General features: G+C 44.6%; 23 protein-coding genes and 1 tRNA gene. 11 read left to right on the top strand and 13 right to left on the bottom strand.

Going from position 1 to position 26,059, the window contains the following annotated elements:
- Positions 1–96: 96 nt before the first annotated feature.
- Positions 97–1,458, top strand: a complete 1,362-nt coding sequence (gene der / locus K1X84_06620; GenBank protein ID MBX7151297.1) for a ribosome biogenesis GTPase Der — start codon at positions 97–99, stop codon at positions 1,456–1,458.
- Positions 1,455–3,176: a T9SS type A sorting domain-containing protein gene (locus tag K1X84_06615; GenBank protein ID MBX7151296.1), complete on the top strand. Its 1,722-nt coding sequence runs from the start codon at positions 1,455–1,457 to the stop codon at positions 3,174–3,176. Before der ends, K1X84_06615 begins: the two co-directional genes overlap by 4 nt.
- Before the next feature lie 67 nt (positions 3,177–3,243).
- Here K1X84_06615 and pyk read toward each other — a convergent pair whose 3' ends face one another.
- Together pyk and K1X84_06605 are read right to left on the bottom strand one after the other, a co-directional pair.
- On the bottom strand, positions 3,244–4,677 hold the full coding sequence (gene pyk / locus K1X84_06610; GenBank protein ID MBX7151295.1) for a pyruvate kinase: 1,434 nt from the start codon (positions 4,675–4,677) through the stop codon (positions 3,244–3,246).
- A gap of 10 nt (positions 4,678–4,687) precedes the next feature.
- Positions 4,688–5,233, bottom strand: a complete 546-nt coding sequence (locus K1X84_06605; protein ID MBX7151294.1) for a tetratricopeptide repeat protein — start codon at positions 5,231–5,233, stop codon at positions 4,688–4,690.
- Between the two features lie 97 nt (positions 5,234–5,330).
- Here K1X84_06605 and K1X84_06600 point away from each other — a divergent pair, with 97 nt between their 5' ends.
- Complete coding sequence (locus K1X84_06600) at positions 5,331–5,675, top strand: STAS domain-containing protein (GenBank protein MBX7151293.1); 345 nt, start codon at positions 5,331–5,333, stop codon at positions 5,673–5,675.
- Between the two features lie 122 nt (positions 5,676–5,797).
- Complete coding sequence (locus K1X84_06595; protein ID MBX7151292.1) at positions 5,798–7,864, top strand: sigma-54 dependent transcriptional regulator; 2,067 nt, start codon at positions 5,798–5,800, stop codon at positions 7,862–7,864.
- Here the strand turns inward: K1X84_06595 and K1X84_06590 are convergent.
- The 9 genes from K1X84_06590 to K1X84_06550 form a co-directional block, all read right to left on the bottom strand.
- Positions 7,842–8,579, bottom strand: coding sequence for a carboxypeptidase regulatory-like domain-containing protein (locus K1X84_06590; protein ID MBX7151291.1), 738 nt, complete (start codon positions 8,577–8,579; stop codon positions 7,842–7,844). The two genes, K1X84_06595 and K1X84_06590, sit on opposite strands and share 23 nt — an antisense overlap.
- 10 nt (positions 8,580–8,589) lie before the next feature.
- Positions 8,590–9,804, bottom strand: a complete 1,215-nt coding sequence (locus K1X84_06585; GenBank protein ID MBX7151290.1) for a hypothetical protein — start codon at positions 9,802–9,804, stop codon at positions 8,590–8,592.
- A gap of 28 nt (positions 9,805–9,832) precedes the next feature.
- The gene (locus K1X84_06580; GenBank protein MBX7151289.1) at positions 9,833–10,588 is read right to left on the bottom strand and encodes a c-type cytochrome; all 756 of its coding nucleotides are present in this window, start codon (positions 10,586–10,588) and stop codon (positions 9,833–9,835) included.
- A gap of 10 nt (positions 10,589–10,598) precedes the next feature.
- Entirely contained in the window at positions 10,599–11,351 is a 753-nt protein-coding gene (locus tag K1X84_06575; protein MBX7151288.1) for a c-type cytochrome, read from the bottom strand.
- A 131-nt stretch (positions 11,352–11,482) separates the two neighbouring features.
- Positions 11,483–12,394, bottom strand: coding sequence for a hypothetical protein (locus K1X84_06570; protein ID MBX7151287.1), 912 nt, complete (start codon positions 12,392–12,394; stop codon positions 11,483–11,485).
- Positions 12,391–12,933 (bottom strand): hypothetical protein, encoded by a 543-nt coding sequence (locus tag K1X84_06565; protein ID MBX7151286.1) that lies wholly within the window; start codon positions 12,931–12,933, stop codon positions 12,391–12,393. Before K1X84_06565 ends, K1X84_06570 begins: the two co-directional genes overlap by 4 nt.
- Positions 12,934–12,969: 36 nt before the next feature.
- Positions 12,970–14,472 carry a tetratricopeptide repeat protein gene (locus K1X84_06560; GenBank protein MBX7151285.1) on the bottom strand — a complete coding sequence of 501 codons (1,503 nt, stop codon included), beginning with the start codon at positions 14,470–14,472 and terminating at the stop codon, positions 12,970–12,972.
- 20 nt (positions 14,473–14,492) lie between these two features.
- Positions 14,493–15,350 (bottom strand): 3-hydroxybutyryl-CoA dehydrogenase, encoded by an 858-nt coding sequence (locus tag K1X84_06555; GenBank protein MBX7151284.1) that lies wholly within the window; start codon positions 15,348–15,350, stop codon positions 14,493–14,495.
- Between the two features lie 154 nt (positions 15,351–15,504).
- Complete coding sequence (locus tag K1X84_06550) at positions 15,505–15,876, bottom strand: response regulator (GenBank protein MBX7151283.1); 372 nt, start codon at positions 15,874–15,876, stop codon at positions 15,505–15,507.
- A 443-nt stretch (positions 15,877–16,319) separates the two neighbouring features.
- Here K1X84_06550 and kdpF point away from each other — a divergent pair, with 443 nt between their 5' ends.
- The 7 genes from kdpF (at position 16,320) to K1X84_06515 (ending at position 25,094) form a co-directional block, all read left to right on the top strand.
- The gene (gene kdpF, locus K1X84_06545; GenBank protein MBX7151282.1) at positions 16,320–16,412 is read left to right on the top strand and encodes a K(+)-transporting ATPase subunit F; all 93 of its coding nucleotides are present in this window, start codon (positions 16,320–16,322) and stop codon (positions 16,410–16,412) included.
- Positions 16,409–18,145 (top strand): potassium-transporting ATPase subunit KdpA, encoded by a 1,737-nt coding sequence (gene kdpA, locus K1X84_06540; protein ID MBX7151281.1) that lies wholly within the window; start codon positions 16,409–16,411, stop codon positions 18,143–18,145. Before kdpF ends, kdpA begins: the two co-directional genes overlap by 4 nt.
- A gap of 66 nt (positions 18,146–18,211) precedes the next feature.
- Positions 18,212–20,284: a potassium-transporting ATPase subunit KdpB gene (gene kdpB / locus K1X84_06535; GenBank protein MBX7151280.1), complete on the top strand. Its 2,073-nt coding sequence runs from the start codon at positions 18,212–18,214 to the stop codon at positions 20,282–20,284.
- A gap of 32 nt (positions 20,285–20,316) precedes the next feature.
- Positions 20,317–20,898 (top strand): potassium-transporting ATPase subunit KdpC, encoded by a 582-nt coding sequence (kdpC, locus tag K1X84_06530; protein ID MBX7151279.1) that lies wholly within the window; start codon positions 20,317–20,319, stop codon positions 20,896–20,898.
- A 67-nt stretch (positions 20,899–20,965) separates the two neighbouring features.
- Entirely contained in the window at positions 20,966–21,721 is a 756-nt protein-coding gene (locus K1X84_06525) for a hypothetical protein (protein MBX7151278.1), read from the top strand.
- 6 nt (positions 21,722–21,727) lie between these two features.
- The gene (locus tag K1X84_06520) at positions 21,728–24,409 is read left to right on the top strand and encodes a sensor histidine kinase KdpD (protein ID MBX7151277.1); all 2,682 of its coding nucleotides are present in this window, start codon (positions 21,728–21,730) and stop codon (positions 24,407–24,409) included.
- On the top strand, positions 24,402–25,094 hold the full coding sequence (locus tag K1X84_06515) for a response regulator (protein ID MBX7151276.1): 693 nt from the start codon (positions 24,402–24,404) through the stop codon (positions 25,092–25,094). The genes K1X84_06520 and K1X84_06515 overlap by 8 nt, the downstream gene beginning before the upstream one ends.
- A 47-nt stretch (positions 25,095–25,141) precedes the next feature.
- On the opposite strand, the gene K1X84_06510 is transcribed toward K1X84_06515, so the two are convergent.
- Positions 25,142–25,216, bottom strand: a tRNA-Val gene (locus tag K1X84_06510).
- A gap of 50 nt (positions 25,217–25,266) precedes the next feature.
- The coding region (gene pyrF, locus K1X84_06505) for an orotidine-5'-phosphate decarboxylase (GenBank protein ID MBX7151275.1) at positions 25,267–26,059 on the bottom strand (793 nt) is incomplete at its 5' end.

Here is a 26,059-nt window from a genome sequence, read left to right as displayed (position 1 = left end):
AGTTTAGCCAATTCTCACTGCGCTTCCGGCGAATCGAGAAGCATAGTTATTTCAACAGTAATTTTCAAGCGCAATTCAACGCCCAAGCAGGAACTTGTGAAAAAAAACCGTCTCCCTGTCATCGCAATTATCGGCCGTCCCAATGTCGGCAAATCGACGCTTTTTAATCGTATTATCGGCCGCCAGGATGCTATCGTCGACGATACGCCTGGTGTCACGCGCGACCGGCATTATGAAATTTCAGATTGGGCTGGCAAACAATTTATTCTCGTCGACACCGGCGGATTCATTCATGATTCGCACGAGCAGATTGATGCGGCGGTCCGCGAACAGGCACAACTGGCCATTGAAGAATCCGATCTGACGATTCTGGTCATGGATGCCAATGCCGGCCTGACCACAGCCGAACAGAAAATCGCGGAATTACTGAAACGGTCAAAAAAACAATGTCTTTTCGTGGCGAATAAAGTTGACAATGAAAAAATCAATCAAACATTAGGCGCCGATCCGGAAATTTACCGCCTCGGACTGGGTGAACCTTTTCCGATCTCGGCTTTAAACAGCCGTAATATCGGCGATTTTCTGGACAAAATTTTCGACCACCTCGACGATCAATTTCAAGTTTCGCTTGACGACATTACATTCGAAGAAGATGTTATTCGCCTCGCGATTATCGGAAAACCAAATGTAGGCAAATCATCGTTTGTAAATGCCGTCATCGGAAAACAAAAGCATATCGTGACGGACATTCCCGGAACGACGCGGGATTCTATCGATACGGACTTCGAATATGACGGACAAAAATACAAATTAATCGATACGGCAGGATTGCGTCGCAAAGCCAAAGTAAAAGAAAACCTGGAATTTTACAGCACGCTTCGCACGTTGAAAAGCATCCAGGAGTGCGATGTAGCGGTTTTACTGATCGATGCCATCGAAGGCCTTGCATCGCAAGATATCCGCGTTCTCGAAGAAGCACGGCAATTGAAAAAAGGCCTGGTCATGGTGATCAATAAGTGGGATTTGGTTGAAAAAGACGATAAAACATATCTGGCATACGAAAAACACTTGAAACAATCGCTCGGATCAACATCGTATGTGCCGTTCGTTTTTATTTCGGCGTTAAGTAAACAGCGCGTTCACAAAGTCATCGAAATGTCAAAAACTGTTTTTGACGAACGCAATAAAACCATATCGACGTCAACGCTAAATGAATTTCTCCGTAAGATCATTGCGATCAATCACCCGCCTGCTGTGCAAGGAAAAGATATTAAGATCAATTATGTCACACAGATCAAATCGCGGCCGCCGGTGTTTGCGTTCTTCTCCAACGAACCGAAATTACTGCCCGCTAATTACCGACAATATATTGAAAACAAAATGCGTGAAACGTTTGGATTCAAAGGCGTTCCCCTGTCTCTGACGTATCGCAAAAAAAATAAGGACCGGTTTGAATGAAATACTGTATCGTACTGCTGTTTTTGTACCCTGCGTTACTTGTATATGCTCAGGAAAAAAATTCCAGTCAAAAAATCAAAGACGCCATTCAATCTGGTGAAATTACTGAAGACCAAGGGATGGAATATTTTGCGCTGCTCTTAAATAATCAATCGGATCGGTTACCGCAAGCGCTTCGTTCCAATCTACCCATAAAATGCGGATTTTCGATGATTGCCGACCTCAAAGCTTATCAAAAAACGCATCCTGAAAAAGCTCCGCTTCGAAAAAGCCTCGCTCAAGGCATTTACAACTACGTGTTTGATTTTAATGGCACACCCAAAACATTTCGGTTTCAGTATGATTCAACCGGTATTGATCAGGTACCTTCAGATGATCTGAATGCAAACGGAATCCGCGATTACCTCGAAGAAGCCGGTAAAGCGTTTGAGAAAGCCTACCGGCTCGAAATCGATACGTTGGGGTATAAGGAACCGGCTAATTTTTCTGTAAACGGATATTATGAAGTATTTATTCAAAACATCAGTGAGTATGGCTTCACACAATGGGGCGATAACCCTCAAATTACAGACATTACCATCGACAACAATTATAGCAGCGGTTATTATACGCAAGGATACGATGCCCTTCGTGTGACGTGTGCTCATGAGTTTTTTCACGCTATACAATTGAGCTATACTTACAACAGGCTTTCAGACGACGATTACTGGTATTACGAAGTTTCGTCAACATGGATGGAAGACGTTGCGTATGATGAAGTGAATGATTACTACAGCTATTTACCGTCATATTTTAACAGCCCAAACCTGATGTTGAATGCTTATAACGGCATTCATGAATACGGCGCAGCGATCTGGAATCATTATCTGGGAAAAAAATTCGGAACGGGCATTATGAAGCAGGTTTGGGAAACCATGCAAACGCAATCCGCGCTCAATGCATTGGCTGCCGCATTGCAGTCTCATGCGGGATTGTCGAAAGCATACTCAGAATTTTCCATCTGGAATTATTTTACAAGAAATCGCGCCGATGAAATGACTTATTATCCTGAAGGTTCGAATTATCCTCGCGTCAAATTCGAAATCAACCGAAATTTGATTGATACAACGATCAGCCGTACATTGCCGTCGTTGGCCTCACATTATCATAATTTTTTCTTAACGGATTCGGGCAATTGCACTATTACCTTTAACCCCATCGAGTCCGGAGATTTCTTTGAAGTCATTACTATCGAATACAATCAGTTTTCAAATAAAAAATATATTACCAATCACGGCAATGCGACCAGCATCCTGATTGATCAATTGGCAACGGGTGACAGCGTTTCGGTTATCGTTGTGAACAAAGAAAAAACTTTGCCGGCCGGTGTACCCTACTATCTTAGCGTTTCATTCAATCAGGATTCGGTGACACTGGATCCTGTTTCTAATTTCTACTCTTATCCCAATCCTTTCAGAAACGATGGCCAATCGGAAATTAGATTGAAATTTCGCCTGCGTAAAACTTCTTCTCTGCAATTTGAGGTTTACACGATATCGGGAAGACTGATACGCAGAATTGATTACGGAGAATTGGCGTCAGGAGTGTACGACGGGAATAACGGTTTGACATGGAACGGGCGTGATCACACAGGACAGCTTGTTCCCAGCGGTGTGTATATTTATAAATTCAAGGGCAACGGTTTTACTAAGACCGGAAAGATTGCAGTTATTCGGTAGAGATTTTATTCAGACGCCGAACCAAGTTCGACGGAACATTACTTTCGAACTTGGTTTGCATACTTTTTTACCCGATTGTTTCAACCCTCACGCTATTGGTTGGTCCGCGCGAATTAAACGGCAGTCCTGCCGTCACAACAAAACGATTGCCTTTTTCAAGTATGCCTCTTTCGAGGAGGCAGTTTTTTATTTCGTTGACGCTGTCATCAATATTGGTCTTCATTTCCGGCAAAATAATTCCGCGAACACCCCAAACTAAATTCAAAACTCTCAGAACTTCTTCGTCATGGGTGATGGCAATAATCGCCTTTCTTGGACGATACCGTGCAATCGCACGAGCCATGGCTCCGGTCAAAGTGATCGTCACAATCGCATCCGCATCAAGCATTTCGGCTAGCGAACACGCGGCTACAGCAACACCTTCCTGAATACGCGGCGATTCGCCGGGTGTACGGCGGCGGCGCGTATAATCCGTCTGCATATCCTGCTCGATCAACTTAATAATGCGCCGCATGGTCGTGATGGTTTCAATCGGATATTTGCCGGATGCCGTCTCGGCGGACAACATGACCGCATCGGATCCGTCAAGAATGGCATTGGCGACGTCTGACGCCTCGGCACGAGTCGGGCGCGGATTATTCACCATCGAATCAAGCATCTGCGTAGCCGTGATCACCGGTACACCCGCGCGATTACATTTGGCAATCAAACTTTTTTGGATGGGCGGTACTTCTTCAGTTTTCATTTCCACGCCGAGATCACCACGCGCCACCATTATCGCGTCCGCTATGGCAATGATGCGGTCAATACAATCCAGAGCTTCAGGCTTTTCGATTTTCGCCACAACCGGCGTATCTTTTTTATGCGTACGAATGATCTCTTTGACATGTAAAATATCTTCCGGCTTCCGGACAAATGATAAGGCGACATAATCCACGCCATTGGCAAGCCCAAATAAAAGATCTTCGGTATCTTTCTCCGTCAACGACGGTGCGCTGACTTTAACGCCGGGCAGATTGATCCCTTTGTTGTTTTTCAAAATACCGCCGTTGATCACTTCACACAAAACGTTTTCACCGTCCGTCTGCACTACTTTCAGATAAATCAGCCCGTCATCCAGTAATAAAATATCGTTAGCCCGCACGTCTTTCGGCAAAGCTTTATACGTTGTCGACACAATGGTATCGTCGCCATCAATATCGCGGCTAGTGATCGTAAATCGAGAACCGTTTTTCAGGTCGGTCGCACCTGTTTTGAACGTACCGACCCGTATTTTGGGCCCCTGCAAATCCTGCAGAATGCCCACCGTTCGGCCGGTTTTCTTGGAAGCTTGCCGGATATATTCGATCACCTGACGATGCGCCTCGTGTTTACCGTGAGAAAAATTCAACCGGGCAATGTCCATACCGGCGTCGATCATTTTTTCAATGGCTTCCAAAGTATTGGATGAAGGTCCTAACGTACAAATGATCTTTGCCCGCGTTTCAAAAAGTCTATGCATGAAAATCTTTCTATTTTGCTTTTTCTTTGGCTTTTAATGCTGTCTTCTCGTCAAGTTTTTCGTTCTTATTAAGAATCCTTTCAAGCAACTCATCGTCGGATTCACCGAGGTGATCAAGGGAAACTTTTACACTCGCAGCCAATTCGTGTTGAGGGTATTTTTTTAGAAATTCTTCATAAGTTACTTTGGCTTTTTCCATATCGTGAGCGATTGTTTCGTAAGTAAATCCAATCTTAAATAAACTCACGGTCGCTTGAGATGTTTGGGGATACGTATCGATAATGCGTTGCAACGATGCAATCGCTTTGGGAAAATCCTGCAAATGTACGGCATAAATATCGGCCGATGCTGTCCACGATTTGATAATCACTGCCGTGTCTTTTGGAAAAGCCGCCACGACATCGTCAAGCATTTTCAAGCCCTCTTCGATCTTGTTCTGTGCGACAAGAGAATCCGTGGCTTTGAAATAATCGTCCGGTTTCATTTTGGACGTTGGTGAACAACCGGCTATCACGGCTATTAACAGGCAAATCATGGCTACTACTTTTACTTTCATGAATGTAATACCTCCTTAAAAAATGAACACCTTGCTATTCTGTCAGCTTCAATTTATATTTTCAAAAATTAATCGACAACGTTACATTCAAATCCGCATGAAATCGCTTCAACTTTCACCTGAATTCTATAAAAAGACGACCATTGTTCTCATTAACGGCGAATTCAATCAATATGAAGGCGAGGCCGATATTCGCGCCTTAGTTGATACGTATATGGAAATTCTCGGCACAACGAAGCAAAAAGATTTCATCCTGGAATTCGATACTCCGTATATCGGTACAGTCGGAATCAACACATTGACCGAAATCTACCAGGTTGTTTCCGATCACGGCGGTAAATTAATATTTGTCAACTTCCCGAAAAACGAAATACGTTACCTCGAAATCACGGGTTTCATTCACTACGTCCAGTGTCTTTCCGGACGTTCTCAATTGGAATAACTTTCCATCAAGGGTGCCAATCTACTAATTAAATTTTTTCCATGCAAGATATTCGCGCAACGAATTCTAAAGAAAGTTTTGAAGGACAATGCAGGCTCCTTTTTGAGGAAGGTATTGCATTTATGGAGGCCTTGTCAGCGGATTTCGGTTGGTATACTTTCAATACTTCCTCGGTCCGTTTCGAACTACTCCGTGCTTCGTCGAGATTACATGCAAAAACCTTATCGCAAAAACCACGTGTCGGATTCATCCATATTCCTATCGGAGATCCTAAGAGACCTTTCGCCGCAATTGCCGTAACGAAATCAGCCGATCTCGCACTTATTCGGCAATTGACGGCACACATTGCAGCCCGTTATGAAGGGTTAAAGGCATTACAAAAAAATCAATTTGAATTCCTGATCCTTCATGAATTAGTGCGTGACCTAAGCCATACCACTTCTCTTAAATTTACAGCTTCATTGCTGACCAGTAAAATTAAAATATTGCTGGGTTGTAAACACGCCTATTTTTTTTATTCACAAGAAGGCAAACATTTTACGTGCTACGGACATTGGAAATATGGAGAGAATATATCGTTTAGTCTTCCTCATGATAAAAGCATCCATGACACTCAAAAATTTTCCAAGATCGTCCGTGATTGGATTGATCGCCAGCATCTTCCGATCGAATCCCTATCATATTGGCAGCCTTTTGTATTCAATGATCCGGATTCGAATCGTTCACGCCTGATTGCAATGCTTGGCATCTCTGAAAAATGGCAAGGTGAATGGACTGATGACGACCGCCAGATTTTACAAATGATCGCGTATCAAACCGTACCGATCATCCGTAATGCCGAGCGTTTTGAAAATCTTGTCGAATTGAATCATGTTTTGCAGGAAGAACTCAATGTGGACGCCTCATTCGGTGATATTATCGGTCGCAATCCTAAAATGACAGCTATTTACAAGACTCTGGAACGTTTTGCGAAAAGTGAAAAAAATTCGACCGTCTTGATTCGCGGAGAAACCGGCACCGGTAAAGAATTGATTGCGCGTGTTATTCATCAACAGAGCCGCCGTAGCCATGGTCCAATGATTGCGGTCAATTGCGGCGCTATTCCGCGCGAACTGATCGAGAGCGAACTCTTCGGACATGAAAAAGGCGCCTTTACAGGTGCGCAATCGATGAAGAAAGGTAAATTCGAACTGGCCAACGGTGGTACAATTTTCTTGGATGAAATCGGCGATCTGCCGCAGGATGCCCAGGTCAAACTCCTGCGGGTTCTGCAAGAGCGTGTCGTTGAACGTGTCGGCGGCTCGGTTCCGATTCCTTTGGATATCCAGGTCGTTGCAGCAACGCATGTGCCGCTCGAAACATTGATTAAACAAAAAAAATTTCGCGAAGATCTTTATTATCGTCTGAATATTTTTCCGATCGAACTTCCTCCTTTGAGAGAACGCAAAGATGATTTACCGTTGCTGATTAAATATTTAGCGGATAAACATTCGCGGCGTACTGTCAGCGAAAATATTAACGATTACGTGACTCGTGATTGCCTTGAAAGCATGCAATCATATGCATGGCCCGGTAACGTACGCGAGCTTGAAAACGTTATTGAACGAGTGCTGATTCTTGGGCGCCTGCCTATCACACACGAACATTTGCCGCCGGAGATTCGGACTCAATTCTCGGAGGGAATTTCATCACCGCAAAAAGAAAATCTGGCTGATGAAATTTTGCGCATCAAAGCTTCCTTATCCGAAATTGAAAAAAAGTATTACGGCAGCGAAAAAAACATCCCGGTTGACACAGGAGATTTTACAACTATCGAACTGTCATTTCTTACAACGCTGCGGGATCATCATTTTAAAACGGATGAGACGGCTAAGTCACTCAATCTGAGTGTTTTTAGGGTACGCGATATTTTCAAAGGCTTATGTTTCAAGGCCTATGTCGATAACGGATATGACTCGGATAGAGCTGCTTTGGCAATCGCACAACATCCTTTCCTTAAGGAAAAAGTAAAAGGCAAATTGTCCGGTTATATTGAAAACATTGCCGAACAATTTGCCTCTCACCCAAAAAAATATTCAGAAACCGTGGCGTTTCGAAACTACTCCAACAAAATTCCGCTCGAATACCGATCTTATCTGCCCTCGATCATCGAACATTTGAGTAAATCTAAAAAGAAAAATCCGCTGTAGCCGTTTGCCCGCTTTCCACTGCAATGGTCAGCCATTGGGTTCCTCCGTTTTCATGCCATGCACCAACTTTATAAGTCCCCGAAGGAATTCCCGTGATAGAATAACTGCCGTCCGACCCGGTCGTTGCAAAATACGGATTCTGCAAAACAATGATATAACCGCTCATGGAAGAATGGATATCACAGAACACTTTTACTTCACCGAATTTATTGAACGTAACGGATTTACTTTTGCCATTGGCATAACGGCCCAAATCGAACGATTTGACCGAAGAAAGAGAAAAAATGTTATGGTAAATATTATCCTCATTGGGAAAATCGACTGTCGAGCCAATAAGTACGGGCAAGACATGCGGCACAATGGTTATGTTTTTCTGACGCATCACAGGACGGCTTTGCGGTATCGGAAATTGTCCGGAGATTTTTTCGATAAATACGACGGCCTGACGATCATTGGCTGAATTCTGAACAATCTTCGATGCGTTCTTGCCATACAAGCCTTTAGTGGAACGAGCTTTTGTTCCAGAGGACTTGTTAACAAAAACCTTTCCGGTTATTTTTCCTTCTCCGGCCGGCAAAGCGGCGGCTTCGGAAAAATTCGGCGCAGGTTTGACCATCGGTAAATCTTTGATCGACTTGAAAAATTTTGAACTTTCGCTGAATTTTACAAATCCCAGCAGCGCGACTGCACTGAATAAACTTACGATTAACTTCATGCTTCCTCCATTAAAAAGGTACGGATAATTGTACCGCCGTTAATTGAATCATCTTGATACCCGAACCTTTTTCAAATTTAGTCAATTGTCCGACGACTTTCACCGTAGCATCGGTCGTAATACGAAACCCAAAACCGCCTTCCACTCTTTGAACGTTGTAATCCCATGTTTCCTTACGGCCGGTAGCCGGGTTTTCGATTTTGCTGAAGTCCATCCGATCATACCGTCCGGCGATATAGAAACGAGGATGCATTTTATATTTAGCGTCAATGTAGAAACTACGGTTGGTTAACTCGCCTTCCGTGACTTCAGCATCCCATTTGCTGTACACAAATTCTCCGAAAACCACAAAATATTTATAGCTGGCTTCAAGGTCTGCACCAAAAGCACGCTGCTTATATTCACCGGCTCCTTTACCAGCTTCCAACAACCGCTGTTTATCTTCCAATGTTTTTGGTTTCGATAAATAAGGATTCATGGCTGCTGAAAAACCGATATTCAATCCGGTTACGGGATTAATTCCCAATCGTCCTAAAAACTGTTTGCCGTCGTTCTCCGGACCGGCTTCCGGATTCGAAATCGATCCATCGGTCACGCCAAGTTGGTAATCAAAAATCGAAGCATTTCCAAAAAGTTCAATACCGAAATCCCAACGCGCATCGTACACCGTTGGTGTGGCTCCCCGCAGGACGTTCAAAGGCAGTTGTCCTTTAAATTCCGAACGGCGCTTTTTTAAAATAAGTTGTTCGCGATTATCCCACGTTCTTTCCCAATCAAGAGTAGTGCGATATTGACGCATCAATGGCTGGCCAATCAACGGATTGACGTCCGAGAACTCGCGTTTTGAAAAATTGCCGAAAAGATTCGGGATCTTTCCGATCATCAGGTTGATCTTTTCGTTGGGTAAATTAAAAATTGTAACGAAAGCTCCCTGCAGGCGAATTTTGTCCTGCGATGCGTCGTCATAAAGCACTTCAATATCGGCGCGTAACTTATCGCGATGCTGAAATTGGAAATTAGTCAGCGCACGGACTTTGTTGAAATTATTATCGCCGAGCGTATTGTTATTAATGCCGGGCTTATCACCTTCGGAATAACTTAAGTCGACTACTCCTCCAATTCCAACCGAATTATCCTGACCCGATCCCATGTCTTCTTCCTCTTGAGCAAACGCTGAAGGGATAGTCAGCATTAGTATTGCCAGTAAAAATTTTGTTCTTTTCATAAATTGAGTTCTCCGAATCAACTGTATTTCATAACGAACGTAAATATTCTAACAGATCGAGTCTTTCTTGCTGGCTGAGTTCAATATCATATATTCCGCGTGCATTCCATCCCCATGTTGTCATTTGTGTCGTCGTCACCGAATCGGCATAATAATTAATGACATCCGCCAGCGTTAGCGATTTATGGTCGTGAAAGTACGGCGCCGTTGCAAAAACCCAACGAAGCGACGGCACATCAATTGGCGGCGTATTAACACGAATCTGAATTTTGAAGTGTCCTGTAGACTCCGATCCCGAATGGCATTTGCCGCAGTGCCCTTGATTTTCAAATACGCTTTTACCGCGCTGCTGGTTTTCCGTCAGTGATCCATCTGTATTTCGCCACGGATTGGCCGGCACAACCAAAGAACGCTGATAAGCAGCAAGTTGATCCAATTCTTCATCGGTCGCCGATTCATTCAAAATACTGTCAATAACTACCTTGGTTAATTCCCGCAGATCGGAACCGCCTTCGCCAAGCCACAAATATGGCGGGGTATCGCGAACCCCAAAAAGTGACGGCGTAGCGACAGAATCGGCTGAGACCCTTGGAGGAAAACCCAGTTTCCATAATTTTCCGTCCATGTCACCGTTGGGATGACATTGACTGCATCTGAATTTTTCACTATTAAACAGCATACGGCCTTGCGTGATGAGCGTTTCTTCCGAAATTTCATCTTTGTCGCAGGCTGTCACTGTTATTAATCCAATGCCAATGACTACGAAAAAAATCCACCGAATCATTCACCCTCCGTTAAAAAGTCCGCAAATATTCGATCAAATCGTTTTTCTCTTGTTCAGTCAAGTTAATGACAAACCCCGATGAATGAAGGATCCCGCCAGGGTCCGCTATATAAAAATCGATCACTTCCCGCAGTGTTTTAAAACGCCCGTCATGAAAATAAGGACCGGAAGAAAATAACGAACGCAAACCAGGGGTTTTGACCAACAAACCCGTTCCAATGTCTTTAGGTTTAGTCGTCGTGCCGGTCGGCGCCGGATGACATGGCGAACAAAATCCGTTGGTTTCATATACAATTTTACCGCGTTGCTGCGCCGGTGTCAAACTTCCGTCGGCATTTCGCCATGGATTCACTGGAAATTTTAAAGAATTCTGATACGCTACCAAGGCTTCAATATCATCCTCGTTGGCCGTGCCGCCCATGATGGTATCGACATACAAACGCGTGACGGCATGCAAATCCCGCCGCGAGACATCCCACAAATACGGCGGCCCCGTTTCAGAAATTCCCCATAACGTCAACGTTCTGAATGAATCCGGCACGCCATCCGTTGTACCGTGAATCGCAGAAAAATGCCAGCGCCGATGATCCATGTGACCGTTGGGATGGCATGTAGCACAACTTTGATCGTTATCGCGCGATAACCGTGTATCGTTAAAAAGCTGACGGCCTCGCGTTACCAGCGGGTCTTCACGGGGTTCGTCCTTTTCACATGCAAGATAAATGAGGTTGAAAGCCAGTACCAGTACTGCGCAACGTTTCATGAGTTTTTTCAATGGAGTGTCTGTTTGCATGCAAGTGGGTGTGACAAACTTATATCAAACACCACGGGATTGCAACTAAAAAATAGGATTGTTGTTTTAACGACAGAACCTGCTTTAAAATTCCGATTATTTTAATGATTATCCAACTTCGATTCATCCCGCTCCCACTCCTGTTCTTTCCGTTTCATCGCTTTCCGTTTCATCCACCATGCTGAAAAAAATAAAAGCGGAAGAACAATGATCCATAAAAATTCATCGGTATAGCTTAACCACCGTGTCCAGGCAGGTTTGGCCAATGATTTTTCCCACTCGGATTCAAACATGTACACGCTTTGTCCTGTTACGGCTTTAAATGCGGTTTCAAAATCAGTGGTAGAATCCACACGTACAAGCAATTGGCGGACTACTGAATCGCCGTAACGATCCATAAGATATCTTGTCGCCGAATAACTCTGGTCATAACACAGGTCTGCCTTAATATTGCCATAGCGAAGCACATCGTCAATATCGTCAAGCCGCAACAACGATTGAGTCAATACAGCTTTTTCGAGTGCCTCGAGTTGTACGGATTGTTTTGACAAAACCATCGCTGCCCCTTCATTGAGCCACCGTGGAACATGACGATCAGGATCTGAAATTGCATCGTGAAACAGCAAATGAGACATCTCGTGTACTACTACAATCTCCAACGGCTGAACGACATTCGTCACCAATGTGTTCATCGATTGTGATTTCAGAATAATACGATTTTGGGTTGGAATGGCTACAGCTTGTCCCCAATCGGGAATTCCTCCGCCGGATTGAAGGTTAAATTCCTTTTCAGATGAAACAAGGATGATTGCAATCGAATCGTTAAAAACCGTTCCGTAAAAATTTTCCAATTCAGTGCGTCGAATTTGAACGGTTTGTAAAAGATTTGTTGTACTGGAACGATCGGCAGGATGAAAAAAAATATAAAAAGGTGGGGCACTTAGCCGCTCTTGCCCAATAGCCTGCACACAACAGAGCAGTATAATGGAAACAAGAATCCGGAACGGTTTCACATCAAGAGACCTTTATCATGAAGGAATTTCACAGTTCGGATAAGATAATTGTCGTAGGTGCGTTGAGTGCGACAGATGGCTGATAGAATTTGTTGTAATTTGTCTTTTAAAACCAAACCTTCAATCACTTGGAATTCGAATGATAAGCACTTTCCCAAATACTGAATAAGTGCGGTTAGTTCCTCTCTTTCTTTCTCATCCAGCGGTTCGATTATCCATAATTGGATTGAATTTTTTTCCTTCGGGAGATTCGCCCAAGCCAATAACTGGCTCATACGATCTTTGAGCATTTCCCGGCGCCGGCCAGGCGGATACGAATCGGTAAACCATCGTTTGGGATATTCAATGAAAAAAGCTTTTTTGATGGTAACCAAGTCGTGTGAATTTTTTTCTTCTGTTGTGCCGATGACCGGAACCGGTTCCATGCCCATAGCCGCTTCAAAATCGTAAAGATTTTTGGTAGTCATCTCGACGAGATACAAATATGCATCGGTTATGGCGTCGTCGAGTGATAAAGACGTTTTTGTGAAGCGTGCCATTAGATACTTTTATTCTTACTTTTCACAGAGGAAAGTTCATCTTCCTTGCAATTTCTCTTTGGCTTTAGGCAGCCACTCGTTAGCGCTTTGATGATCGGGATTAAGTTTCAGGCATTTTTCCCACGCGGTCACGACACCTTGCCAATTTTCAAGACGCCAGCACATTAAGCCAATGCTATAGAATGTTTCCGCCTTATTTGGATTAATTTCTGAAGCTTTTGTGTAAGCGGCTAAAGCTTCCTGATATTTGGCACGTCCGCCGTCTGCATTGCCTGCGGCTATCAACTCTTCTGCTTGCATTTCATAAATGAATCCTAAACCGTTCCAGGCAAATTCATAATGCGGCTTGAGTTCAATAGCCCGCTTGAACGAAGCAATGCCTTCATCATAACGTTTTACCGTACTGTACATATTACCAAGATTCGCATGCGCCAGTTCGTATTCTTCGTTACCGATTAAAGCACGTTTATAATATTCTTCCGCTTTTCCATAATCTTTTTCATTGAAATATTCGTTGCCGATAGTCAGGTTGGCCACGGGCAGGAATGGACTGATTTCAATCGATTTTTGAATTTCCGGATCGGTCACTTTACCACCGTATTTTGCACGCCACAATTGATACCATCCTTCGGCATCATTGGCGTTGAGATTCACCGCAGTCTGCGCTTCCGCTTTGGCATCGTCAAACCGGCGCAACATCTGATACGTCGTTGCCATATTGCGGTGAATAGAACCGATATTCGGCGAGATGCCTAATCCTTTTTGTACGTTTTTATAAGCGTCGTCGTACATAAATTGGTACGGTTCTCCATTGAGTTCTTTCTGATATCCCCAGAAGGCCTGGGCTTCGCCTTTAGCGCCAAGCGCTAATGCGTAATTGGGATCCAATTGAAGCGCTTTCTCATACCATCCGATAGCATCTTCGTATCCTTTGACAGAATATTTCAAATGTTCGCGACGGCCTTTGATATAATATTCGTAGGCGCTGACATTTTCAGTATTGGCCGTAATGGCCTTGATTTGCTTCTTTTCGTCGGCCGTGATGGTCACGTTAAAACATTCCGATTTACAGACGGCATTGATCATCTCATCGTAAACCTGCCATAAAAACTTCATTCCTTTTTCGGTCTGAGGACTGCAAGCTTTGATGTATTCACCTTTTTTCTTCGCATCAACGACGATAGCAAACGTATTGATCGTATCTTTGACTACATTGAACGCACCGATAATCACATAATCGAGGCCTAATTTATTGCCGATTTCGTAAGCGCCTTTGGAAGTAAAAAGATCATCGTTGGAATAGTTTCCTTTTTTGACGACGCTGTTGACCTGATTGCGATCCACAACGTAGATCGATTGAATCTGTTGTAAACCTTCGGTCAGCGTCGTGGCGAAACCTTCGCTGAGCCACATGTATTTTTCTTTCCCGCCTTTGTTTTTAAACGGCAAAACCCCAATTCGTTTCTTGTTTTGGGCCAACAAGTTCATGGCCGATAAAGCCATCAGAATTGCCAATACCGTGGTCAGTTTACGAAACATAATTCCTCCTCTCGCTTGATTTATTTTTTGGGATAGTCGTAAAAACCTTTTCCGCTTTTGACTCCGAGATAACCTGCCGTAACCATTTTTTTCAGCAACGGACAAGCACGATATTTATCGTCGCCTAAGCCGTCATGTAAAACATTCATTATAAATAAACACACATCCAATCCGATGAAATCAGCCAATTGTAAAGGTCCCATCGGATGATTCATACCCAATTTCATGACATTATCAATGGCTTCCTTGGAGGCAACGCCTTCCATCAGGCAAAAAATGGCTTCATTGATCATCGGCATCAGAACGCGATTGGAAATGAAGCCGGGATAATCGTTCACTTCAACAGGAATTTTTTCAAGTTTTTCCGTCATCGATTTGACCGCAGCGTAGGTATCATCGCTGGTCGCAAGACCACGGATAATCTCAACCAACTTCATCACAGGCACCGGATTCATAAAATGCATGCCTATGACTTTATCGGCACGTTTGGTTACGGCTGCAATTTGTGTAATGGATATCGAAGACGTATTCGTTGCCAAAATTACTTCAGGCTTGCAAACCGCATCTAACGTCTTAAAAATTTGCGACTTAATATCAAAATTTTCCGTTGCTGCCTCGATGACAAGGTCAGAATTTTTAGCATCATCCAGTTTGACCGATGTTTTCAAGCGATCAAGTGTCGCCTTTTTTTGGTCTTCTGTCAGCGCTCCTTTGCTTACCTGCCGACCCAGATTTTTGTCAATTGTAGCGAGCGCCTTGTCTAAAAACTCTTGTTTGATATCGACGATTTGAACTGAAAAACCATATTGCGCAAAAACATGGGCAATGCCGTTGCCCATCGTACCGGCACCGATAACGGTAATGGATTGAATGGCCATAATCAGAACTCCGTGAATTGATGTGAAAAAACGATATGCTTGGTAGAGGCTAAACGAGGAGGAATTTAAATGTTCAATGTTTGAATAACAAGTAAAAAAGCCTGCTTAAGGGTTGAAGCAGGCTTGATAATGAAGAACCATTTTCGGTACTGATTCAAGCTTCCACGAGGTGCTTTCTCTCTAAAATCCGCGCTATTTCTTCTTTCAGTTCACCCAGATCAGACGATTTGATCACATACGCCTCCGCGGCCCAGCAAATGAAATCATTTTTGTAATGGGAATACGCAGAGTTGATTATGACAGGAATGCTGATGCGACTGTCCAGCAATCGGGTTAGAAATTCCTTGCCGTCGCCGTGCGGCATCATAATGTCCAGTACGATCACGTCCGGCTGTTGATGTTCAACGTATTGATACGCTTCACGACCGCCGGATAAGCAGATCGCCTCGTGCCCCATGCTTTCAATTTCCGATTTATACAGCAGTTGGAGATTGGGCTCGTCTTCGATGATCAATATTTTTGCCATCGTGCTCCCCTTGCTTAGTCTTTAAATCGTCAGAGAAGTTATTTGGGTAGGTGTTTGGTCAGAACCTATTAGTTTAACGCCGCGATTCTATTAAAAGTTCCAGCCCGCATACTCTGACGCATCTGATTTGCTCAAACTCCCAAATCGCCCTTAATTACCTTATCCGCATTATAATCAACTATTAAAATAAGCCCTTAACTTGTAGAATGCAGAATCTTTATACTTTTTTTATAGTCTGAATTCATTTCTTTATGAGCACTTAATTGTGTCGGCTTACTTGGTTCATTAACTTTGCAATAGAACGCCATAAACACTACAAGGAGACTTTTAATGGATACTATTTTTCTCAGTATAATTCTGCTGTTCTTCATTCTGAGTTGGGGATTAGTAAAATTTTGTGAGAAGCTATGACAATATCGTTTCGAAAAAATAAGGAATAGGCTATGAATATATTGCATCTCATCAGTGGTATTATTGCTTTCATTTTATTGATCTATCTGTTCTGGGCACTTTTGAAACCGGAGAAATTTTCATGACACTTAATGGATATTTGCAACTCGTCGTTTACATCGCGGTTGTGATCACATTAGCCAAGCCGCTAGGTTGGTACATGACTCTTATTTATGAAGGAAAACCATTTGTTTTGGGTCGCATCTTGGGGCCATTCGAAAGATTGATCTATCGTTTGTGCGGAATAAATACTCAAGAAGAGATGAATTGGAAATTTTACACTCTCGCCATGCTGTTTTTCAATTTCGCCGGATTATTAGTCGTGTACGCGCTCCAGCGCTGGCAGGACTTCCTTCCTCTCAATCCACAGGGATTCGGAGCCGTCACGCCGGATTCTGCATTTAATACCGCCATCAGTTTTGCGAGCAACACCAATTGGCAAGGATACGGTGGTGAAATGACGATGAGTTATTTGACGCAGATGTTGGGACTGACAGTACAAAATTTTGTTTCCGCGGCCAGTGGCATGGCAACCCTGATTGCATTAATTAGAGGCATGGCCAGACATACATCACAATCGATCGGTAATTTTTGGGTTGATATAGTTCGTACAACGCTATACATCCTCTTGCCTCTGTCCATTGTCCTCGCGCTCATTCAAGTTTCGCAAGGCGTTGTTCAAAATTTCGACACTTATCAAAACGTGTCCTTGCTGCAATCGACCGTTGATGCGAATGGCAATATCATAGCTGAACAATCGTTACCGATGGGTCCAGCGGCTTCGCAAATTGCGATCAAGCAACTCGGCACTAACGGCGGTGGCTTTTTTAATGTCAATTCAGCTCACCCATTCGAAAATCCAACTCCGCTTTCTAATTTTTTTGAGATGCTGGCGATTTTATTGATCCCGGCTGCTTTGTGTTACACATTCGGCAAAATGGTCGGCGACACTCGTCAAGGCTGGGCCATACTAGCAGCGATGACGGTCATATTTGTTGCTATGCTTACTTTATGTGTTGTTTCAGAACAAAACGGAAATCCGGCATTAACCGGCATGGGAATTGATCAGAAAGCCAATGAGTCACATTCCGGTGGCAATATGGAAGGCAAGGAAATTCGTTTTGGTATTGTCAATTCTGCCTTATGGGCAACGGCGACTACGGCAGCTTCTAACGGTTCTGTCAATTCCATGCACGATTCTTTCACTCCGCTGGGTGGGCTTGTCCCGATGCTGATGATGCAATTAGGTGAAGTTATCTTTGGCGGCGTGGGTTCAGGGCTCTATGGAATGCTGGTGTTTGCCATCATCGCCGTGTTTGTCGCCGGCCTGATGGTCGGACGTACACCAGAATATCTCGGTAAAAAGATCGAAGCATACGAAATGAAAATGGCCTCACTGGTTATTCTGATCCCGCCGGTAGTTGTATTGGGATTCACGGCTTTGGCCGTGGTCACGGAATGGGGCACGGCAACGCTCTACAACCCCGGCATTCACGGATTCAGCGAAATATTGTACGCATTTTCATCGCAGGGCAATAACAACGGCAGTGCGTTCGCCGGTCTCGGCGCCAATAATCCGTTTTACAATTTAACAGGCGGCCTGGCAATGTTGTTTGCCCGATACTGGCTTGCAATTCCCACTCTAGCTATTGCAGGATCGCTCGCTAAGAAAAAACAAATTCCTTCCGGCGCCGGTACGCTCGCAACGCATACACCTTTGTTCGTGGCTTTGCTTATAGGCGTTGTCATGATCGTCGGCGCTCTGACGTTTATTCCTGCGCTCGCGCTCGGCCCGATCGTCGAACACTTTGTGCAATGAACAATTAACGATGAATTAATGACTCAAATTTGAAATCTAAAATTGTAAAAACGGAGCAAATTAAGAATGTCCACTAAACCCAAAGTCCGCCCGTTATTCGATCCACCGATCGTAAGGCAAGCCATCATTGATTCGTTTCTTAAACTCGATCCCCGAATTCAAATTCGTAATCCGGTCATGTTTGTCGTATTAATCGGCAGTATTCTGACTACTGTATTATTCTTCCAATCATGGCTGGGACACGGCGAAGCCTCCCCTGTTTTTATTTTTGCGATTTCGATGTGGTTATGGTTTACCGTATTATTCGCTAATTTCGCCGAAGCGATGGCCGAAGGCCGCGGCAAAGCGCAAGCGGATTCTCTCCGGCGAGCGCGCCGCGATACCCATGCAAAAAAATTATATCAATCCGAATTGAGTGCGGAATACGCTGTCGTTTCAGCTTCGACTTTGAAAAAGGGCGATATTGTTTTGGTCGAAGCCGGCGACATCATTCCCGGCGACGGCGAAGCAATTGAAGGCATTGCCACCGTCGATGAAAGCGCCATTACGGGCGAGAGCGCCCCGGTGATTCGCGAAAGCGGCGGCGATCGCAACGCCGTAACAGGTGGAACACGTGTGCTTTCCGATTGGCTTGTAGTAAAAATTACGGCCAATCCGGGCGATACGTTTCTCGACAGAATGATTGCCATGGTCGAAGGCGCCAAACGCCAGAAAACTCCGAATGAAATTGCACTGAACATCTTGCTCGCAGCATTGACAATTATTTTTCTTTTGGTAACAGTTACGTTACTACCCTTTTCAATTTACTGCGTCAACGCGGCTGGATCGGGTTCACCTGTCGCTGTAACGGTGTTGGTAGCATTACTGGTATGCCTCATTCCGACTACCATTGGCGGGCTTTTATCGGCTATCGGAATTGCGGGAATGGACCGAATGATCCAGGCCAATGTCATTGCGACATCCGGACGAGCAGTGGAGGCGGCCGGCGACGTCGACGTACTTTTACTCGATAAAACCGGTACGATTACTTTAGGTAATCGGCATGCAACGGCCTTTCTTCCTGCTCCGGACGTTGCTATTGAAACGCTCGCCGATGCCGCACAGTTGGCTTCCCTCTCTGACGAAACACCTGAAGGGCGTTCCATCGTCGTACTAGCGAAAGAAAAATACAAATTGCGTGGACGTAATATCCATGAGATTGGTGCAACGTTTATTCCTTTCACTGCTCAAACACGGATGAGCGGAGTAAATCTCGACGGACGGCATATTCTCAAGGGCGCTGCTGATGCCATCGATAATCACGTCAGTTCTTCCGGTGGAAAATTTCCAGGAGAAGTTCGGTCAACTGTCGAGTCGATTTCGAAAAACGGAGGAACACCGCTGGTCGTTGTTGAAAATTTGCAAGTTCTCGGTGTGATCGAACTAAAAGACATCGTTAAACGTGGCATCAAAGAACGTTTTGCTGAATTGCGAAAAATGGGTATCAAAACCGTCATGATCACCGGCGATAATCCCCTTACGGCCGCCACCATTGCCGCCGAAGCAGGCGTTGACGATTTTCTTGCTCAAGCAACGCCGGAAGCAAAACTCAAACTCATACGCGAACATCAGGCCGGCGGACGGCTCGTCGCAATGACCGGCGACGGCACCAATGATGCGCCGGCGCTCGCCCAAGCAGATGTGGCCGTGTCGATGAATACCGGCACGCAAGCCGCCAAAGAAGCCGGAAATATGGTTGACCTTGATTCCAATCCGACCAAGCTGATCGAAATTGTCGAAATAGGAAAACAATTACTCATGACCCGAGGCGCCTTGACGACATTCAGTATCGCCAACGACGTCGCCAAATATTTCGCCATCATTCCGGCGGCCTTTGTTCCGATTTATCCGGCCCTGGAAGTTTTAAATATTATGAAACTCGCGACACCTTCGAGCGCTATTTTATCGGCCGTTATTTTCAATGCCCTGATTATTATCTTTCTTATACCCTTAGCGCTTCGTGGCATACGCTACCGTCCTGTCGGAGCAGTTACCGTGCTGCGAAATAATTTACTGATTTTTGGGCTCGGCGGATTAATCGTTCCATTTATAGGAATTAAATTAATTGACATGTTTTTGTACGCTTTGGGATTAGCTTAAATCCAAAAAACAAATAAAAACGAAAATCAAAAATGAAAAATCTGATAAAACCTGCTCTACTTTTACTTGTCGCACTAACTATTATAACCGGTGTTATCTACCCTCTGTTCGTGACCGGAATTGCTCAAATCTTTTTTCAAGAAAAAGCTAACGGTAGTTTAATGATTAAAAATGGAAATACTATTGGATCGGAATTGATCGGACAATCTTTCGACGATCCGAAATATTTCTGGGGACGTTTGTCGGCCACAGGATCATTTCCATACAACGCCGCTTCTTCATCCGGATCCAATTACGGGCCGACGAATCCGGCGTTGGTCGCCGCCATCCAAAACCACATTGACGCCCTTCGTGCGATTGATTCAACTGACCGGTCGGCTATACCCGTTGACCTGGTCACAGCGTCAGCAAGCGGGCTTGATCCCCATATTTCTCCGGCCGCGGCGTATTATCAAGTTTCCAGAATTGCACGCGTCCGCGGTTTAGACACAAACATGATACGTGAACTGGTCAAAAAAAACATCGAAGCCAGACAATGGGGATTCCTTGGAGAACCACGCGTGAATGTATTGAAATTGAATATGGCATTGGATGAATTGACAACTAAACAATAACATCCCGCTTGATTGAACCAAAAATCGGAATTACATTCATTCAAACTTAAACCCCAAGGATTTTTTTATGAAACTGAACTTTGTTTTCAAAACGGCGATCATTGTCTTGATCTCGAGCACCGCTAAAACCGGTTTTGCTCAGGTATCATTTTTTAATATGCCCAATCCTGACATGATGCCGCGCGTAGGCTACTCGTATGTCGAATACGATCAGTATCAGACTTTGAAGGACAACAAAGCCGTTAATGCGTACGTTCCGCGAATTTCCATACAAGCCTTGCCGTATCTAGAATTGGGAGCCAATTTTTGGTTTAATAAAGAAACAACGAAAAGCATCGACAAAGTGGTACTGGCCCATAAATGGCGTATCTGGTTATATCAAAGCGAGAAATATAAAATCAGCATGTCGCCCGGCGGATGGCACAGCATTTACACCGACGGTGATCTGTCTCCCAAACACTTGCTATATGATTTCGTCGGTCTCACCATCCAACATAGCGACGTCATCTATACTCGCCTGATGGCCGGCGGTTATATGAAACATTGGAAGAATGCTCCGAAGATTCAAGACGTCAAAAAAACTTCTTTCGGTGCATTGGCAGGCCTCGAACAGCGAATCAGCAAAAGTCTGGTGTTTGTAACGGATTATTTCCAGGGATCGGGTGAAGGCTACGGTTTGGCGCCGGGATTCGTTTATTATGCGACCGAAAACGGCGGTAATTTGCCTATTTACCTTGCGTATCAATTTGATAATGACGATCGGAAAAATGATTTATTACTATTTGAGATCGGTTACATGTTCCAGCTTTTCGGTGAAGAATAACCATTGATAGAAACCAACGAAAAAAATCGTCCCGATCCCGACGCTCTTCTTTCATTTCTCAAAAAAGAGGAAGAAAAAGAGAAACGCGCCCGACTGAAAATTTATTTCGGTATGTGTGCCGGCGCCGGTAAAACGTATGATATGCTTAAAGCGGCTCATGACGCTTTATCCAAAAACATCGACGTCGTTATCGGCTATATCGAAACGCATAAGCGACCCGATACGGAAGCGTTGCTCAACGGTCTGCCGGTTATTTCACGGAAAAAAATCGATTACAGAGGAACCCAGCTTGAAGAAATGGATCTCGATGCGATTTTGGCGCGTCACCCGAAATTAGTTTTAGTCGATGAACTCGCCCACACCAACGCCCCCGGCAGCCGTCATGCTAAGCGTTATCAGGATGTTATTGAATTATTGGACAACGGTATTGACGTATACACGACGTTGAATGTTCAACATCTCGAGAGCCGTGCCGATACTGTCGCGCAAATTACTGGTGCGACCATTCGTGAAACCGTGCCCGATTCGATTTTCGAGCAGGCCGATGAAATCGAAGTCATTGATATTTCACCGGAGGAATTATTGCAACGATTGCGCGAAGGAAAAGTTTACACACCCGAACGTTCGCAACAAGCCGTGCAAAATTTTTTCCGAGAAGGCAACCTGACAGCTTTACGTGAGATGGCGCTCCGTTTAACGGCCGAACGTGTCGATCATCAGCTTCGTGACTACATGAAAAACCGTCGTATTGCCGGCCCGTGGAAATCGAGTCAGAGACTACTCGTCGGTATCAATGCTAGCCGGCATTGCTTTAGTCTAATTCGTTGGGCTCGCCGTCTCGCCTATTCTATCAACGGTTCCTGGGTGGCCGTGTATGTTGAAACTACCAAACAACTTTCGGATGCTGACAAGTCGCAGCTATCCAAGAATGTAAAACTTGCATCGGAGCTTGGCGCCGAAGTTATAACAACGTCGGACGAAGACGTCGCCAAAGCGTTGGTGCGCGTGGCGAGAGAACAAAATGCCACGCAGATCCTTGTCGGAAAGTCAAAGTATTTTTTACCGTTTGGAAAAAGCCTGTTAGAAAAAATTATTGAGATCAGCGGCGAATTGGATATTCACGTCGTCGGTGGCGCGATGGATGCAGGTAATCGGTTGCGTTGGCTACGTTTGCCAAGTCTTCATTCCGGATGGATGCAATATTGGATCTCTGCAATGATCGTTATTGCCGTAGCGGCAATTTGTTTTCCCGTTTCTCCCTGGCTTGGTTACCAGACTGTTTCATTTATTTTGTTGCTGACGGTTACGTTAATGCCGCTTAAATTTGGCACCGGACCGGTTTTATTGGCGGCTGCGTTGAGCGCGTTGATCTGGAATTATTTTTTTATTCCGCCACAATTTACTTTTTATATCGGATTGACCCACGACGCATTAATGTTCTTGACGTACTTTGTGATTGCTTCGGTTACGGGCACCCTGACGGCGCGTATTCGTGTCCGCGAACGAATTGTACTTCAGCGTGAAGCGCGTACTAATGCGCTGTATGCATTGACGCGTGATCTGTCAAACGCACGCAATCAGAATGAAGTTGCCAAAGCTTCCGTAGCAAATATCGAACAGTTCTTCAACGGTTCGGTCATTATTTTTTTAAGCGATCTTAGCGGTGATCTTCTACCTGAGCCACATCCTGCCAGTACATTCAAAGCAGACATGAAAGAATTTTCTGTACCGTCGTGGGTGTACTGGAATGAAAAGAAGGCAGGAAAATTCACTGACACGCTTCCCTTTGCAGCCGCCACGTATTTTCCAATTTCCGGGCCGCGATTTCCACTCGGAGTGATCGGAATTAAACTCGACCGCTCATTCACTATCGATCAGGAAACCTTAATCGAAAACTTCATCCGTCAAATTGCCTCGGCGCTCGAACGCGAGCAATTGAACGAAATCAATAAAAACTCTATTGCCGTCGTTGAATCTGAGAGATTGTATAAGACGTTATTCAATTCAATCTCACACGAACTCCGTACGCCGATTGCTGCGATGATCACAGCTTCTGAAAGTTTGCAACACACTGAAAATCTAAAACACGATTCATTGGCGAAGGATTTGCTTGGAGAAATTCATACGGCTGCAGACAGGCTGAATCGTTTGGTCGGCAATTTACTCGATATGGCACGGCTCGAATCGGGCCATATTACCATAAAATCCGATTGGTGTGACATTCATGATATAATTCATTCTGTTTTACAAAAATTAGAACATCAATTGTCATTGCACACCGTCACTGTCGTCGTTTCGCCGGACTTGCCTTTGCTTAAAATCGATTTCGGTTTGATGGAACAAGTTATAATGAATTTGCTTCTGAATGCAGCCCTATACACTCCGAACGGAGTAACCATTGAAATTAAAGCGCTCAAAGAGAGTCATGACTGCGTATTAATGATTGCTGATAATGGCCCCGGTTTTCCGGTTGACGCATTGTCACATTTGTTTGATAAGTTTTACCGCGTTCCTGGAACGAAAACCGGCGGTACCGGCTTAGGCTTGTCCATTGTCAGAGGATTTGTCGAAGCTCATCAAGGCAGGATAAGCGCGGAAAATCGAAAATCCGGTGGGGCGCAATTTACGATTCGTCTGCCATTGCATCCGGTTCCTGCGACCGAAACTATTGTACATGAGTATGAATGATTTACCGCGCATACTGATCATTGATGACGAAATCCAAATTCGACGCCTGCTTCAGATTACGTTGGAGGCAAACGGATATAAAGTTTATTCCGCTACATCCGGCGAAGAAGGTTTGCAACAAGTTGCCATGGTTCGGCCTGACATGCTGATCCTCGACTTAGGCTTACCGGATATAGACGGAATCGAAGTGTTGAAAAAACTCCGTGAGTGGTCGTCGATTCCCGTAATCATTTTATCGGTTCGCTCCGATGAATCCGACATCGTCGCCGCGCTCGATGTCGGGGCCGACGATTATTTAAATAAGCCTTTCCGAACCGGCGAATTGTTGGCGCGCATCCGAACGGCTTTACGGCATGTAACCTCGCCCAGTAGTGAAAACAACATTTTTAAAGGCGGACCGTTATGGGTCGACTTGAATGCGCGCATCGTCAAACTCAAAAACGAAATGATCAAACTTACACCGACGGAATTTCGCCTGCTTTCGCTCTTCATTCGCCACGCCGGCAAGGTTCTCACCCATCAATTTATTCTCAACGAAATCTGGGGACCGTCCTTCGCCGAAGAAACTCAATATTCAAGAGTCTACGTCGGCCAGCTTCGGAAAAAAATTGAAGAGAATCCGAACTCACCTAAATTGTTAGTAACTGAATCAGGAATCGGGTATAGGCTGGAAGTGATTGAATAAGCATTTACAAAAAAAAATCCCCTGATTTTCATCAGAGGATTTTGAAGTGCGCGCTCATGGATTCGAACCAAGGACCTTCTCGGTGTAAGCGAGACGCTCTAAACCAGCTGAGCTAAGCGCGCGAAAAGTGGTGCCAATATATTCGCCGACGCATGAAAAAGCAATAATTATTTTACTTCTTAAGTATTTTTCCGATTACTGCTTCAATCTGATTTTTCATTGTTACAACAGCCGCGTGCGCAGCTTCAGCAAAATCGTTTCCCGAAGACGCATATAAAACGGCTCGTGACGAATTGACAAAGGCGTTCACTTTTTGTCCGTCGAAATTAATTTTTACCGTCGACTCCAGATCGCCGCCCTGCGCACCGATGCCGGGAATTAAAAACGGCATAGCGCCGCTGATCTGGCGAAGCTCTTGCATTTCTTCTGAATGGGTCGCCCCTACTACCAAACCGCAGTTGTGGCGTTGATTCCATCCCAAAACTTTCATGGCAACGGACTCATACAATCTCTTTCCATCGGATGAACGGTATTGAAAATCTTTCGAACCTTCATTGGACGTAAGACATAAAACAAATGCGCCGTAATTTTCATTTTCAATAAACGGCTGCACCGAATCCAATCCCATGTATGGGCTTACGGTAATGGCATCACAACCTAAATGATCAAATACGGATTGTGCATACAAATTAGCCGTATTGCCAATGTCGCCGCGCTTTGCATCCGCAATGATAACCGCTTTCGGTGCCGTTGAACGGATAAAACGAATAGTCGCTTCAAGAATGGCCCATCCTTCGGCCCCAAACGTTTCATAAAAAGCAAAATTAGGTTTGAAAGCGCCAACAAGATCGTAAGTGGCATCGATAATTTTTTTATTGAATTCAAGAATTGAGGCTGGTTCTTTTTTAAAAACAGGCGGCAATTTATTCAAATCCGGATCAAGGCCGATGCAGATCGGACTTTTT

It is taken from the genome of bacterium, from assembly GCA_019695335.1.
In the GTDB taxonomy this organism is placed as follows: domain Bacteria; phylum CLD3; class CLD3; order SB21; family SB21; genus JABWBZ01.
The sequence above is the reverse complement of the archived record's forward strand: the minus strand, read 5'-3'. Positions and strand labels throughout refer to the sequence as shown.

Coding starts and splice junctions, on each gene's coding strand:
- K1X84_06615 (MBX7151296.1), top strand. CDS start 1,455: ATGAAATACTGTATCGTACTGCTGTTTTTGTACCCTGCGTTACTTGTA.
- pyk (MBX7151295.1), bottom strand. CDS start 4,677: ATGCATAGACTTTTTGAAACGCGGGCAAAGATCATTTGTACGTTAGGA.
- K1X84_06605 (MBX7151294.1), bottom strand. CDS start 5,233: ATGAAAGTAAAAGTAGTAGCCATGATTTGCCTGTTAATAGCCGTGATA.
- K1X84_06600 (MBX7151293.1), top strand. CDS start 5,331: ATGAAATCGCTTCAACTTTCACCTGAATTCTATAAAAAGACGACCATT.
- K1X84_06595 (MBX7151292.1), top strand. CDS start 5,798: ATGGAGGCCTTGTCAGCGGATTTCGGTTGGTATACTTTCAATACTTCC.
- K1X84_06590 (MBX7151291.1), bottom strand. CDS start 8,579: ATGAAGTTAATCGTAAGTTTATTCAGTGCAGTCGCGCTGCTGGGATTT.
- K1X84_06585 (MBX7151290.1), bottom strand. CDS start 9,804: ATGAAAAGAACAAAATTTTTACTGGCAATACTAATGCTGACTATCCCT.
- K1X84_06580 (MBX7151289.1), bottom strand. CDS start 10,588: ATGATTCGGTGGATTTTTTTCGTAGTCATTGGCATTGGATTAATAACA.
- K1X84_06575 (MBX7151288.1), bottom strand. CDS start 11,351: ATGAAACGTTGCGCAGTACTGGTACTGGCTTTCAACCTCATTTATCTT.
- K1X84_06565 (MBX7151286.1), bottom strand. CDS start 12,933: ATGGCACGCTTCACAAAAACGTCTTTATCACTCGACGACGCCATAACC.
- K1X84_06560 (MBX7151285.1), bottom strand. CDS start 14,472: ATGTTTCGTAAACTGACCACGGTATTGGCAATTCTGATGGCTTTATCG.
- K1X84_06555 (MBX7151284.1), bottom strand. CDS start 15,350: ATGGCCATTCAATCCATTACCGTTATCGGTGCCGGTACGATGGGCAAC.
- K1X84_06550 (MBX7151283.1), bottom strand. CDS start 15,876: ATGGCAAAAATATTGATCATCGAAGACGAGCCCAATCTCCAACTGCTG.
- kdpF (MBX7151282.1), top strand. CDS start 16,320: ATGAATATATTGCATCTCATCAGTGGTATTATTGCTTTCATTTTATTG.
- kdpA (MBX7151281.1), top strand. CDS start 16,409: ATGACACTTAATGGATATTTGCAACTCGTCGTTTACATCGCGGTTGTG.
- kdpB (MBX7151280.1), top strand. CDS start 18,212: ATGTCCACTAAACCCAAAGTCCGCCCGTTATTCGATCCACCGATCGTA.
- kdpC (MBX7151279.1), top strand. CDS start 20,317: ATGAAAAATCTGATAAAACCTGCTCTACTTTTACTTGTCGCACTAACT.
- K1X84_06525 (MBX7151278.1), top strand. CDS start 20,966: ATGAAACTGAACTTTGTTTTCAAAACGGCGATCATTGTCTTGATCTCG.
- K1X84_06515 (MBX7151276.1), top strand. CDS start 24,402: ATGAATGATTTACCGCGCATACTGATCATTGATGACGAAATCCAAATT.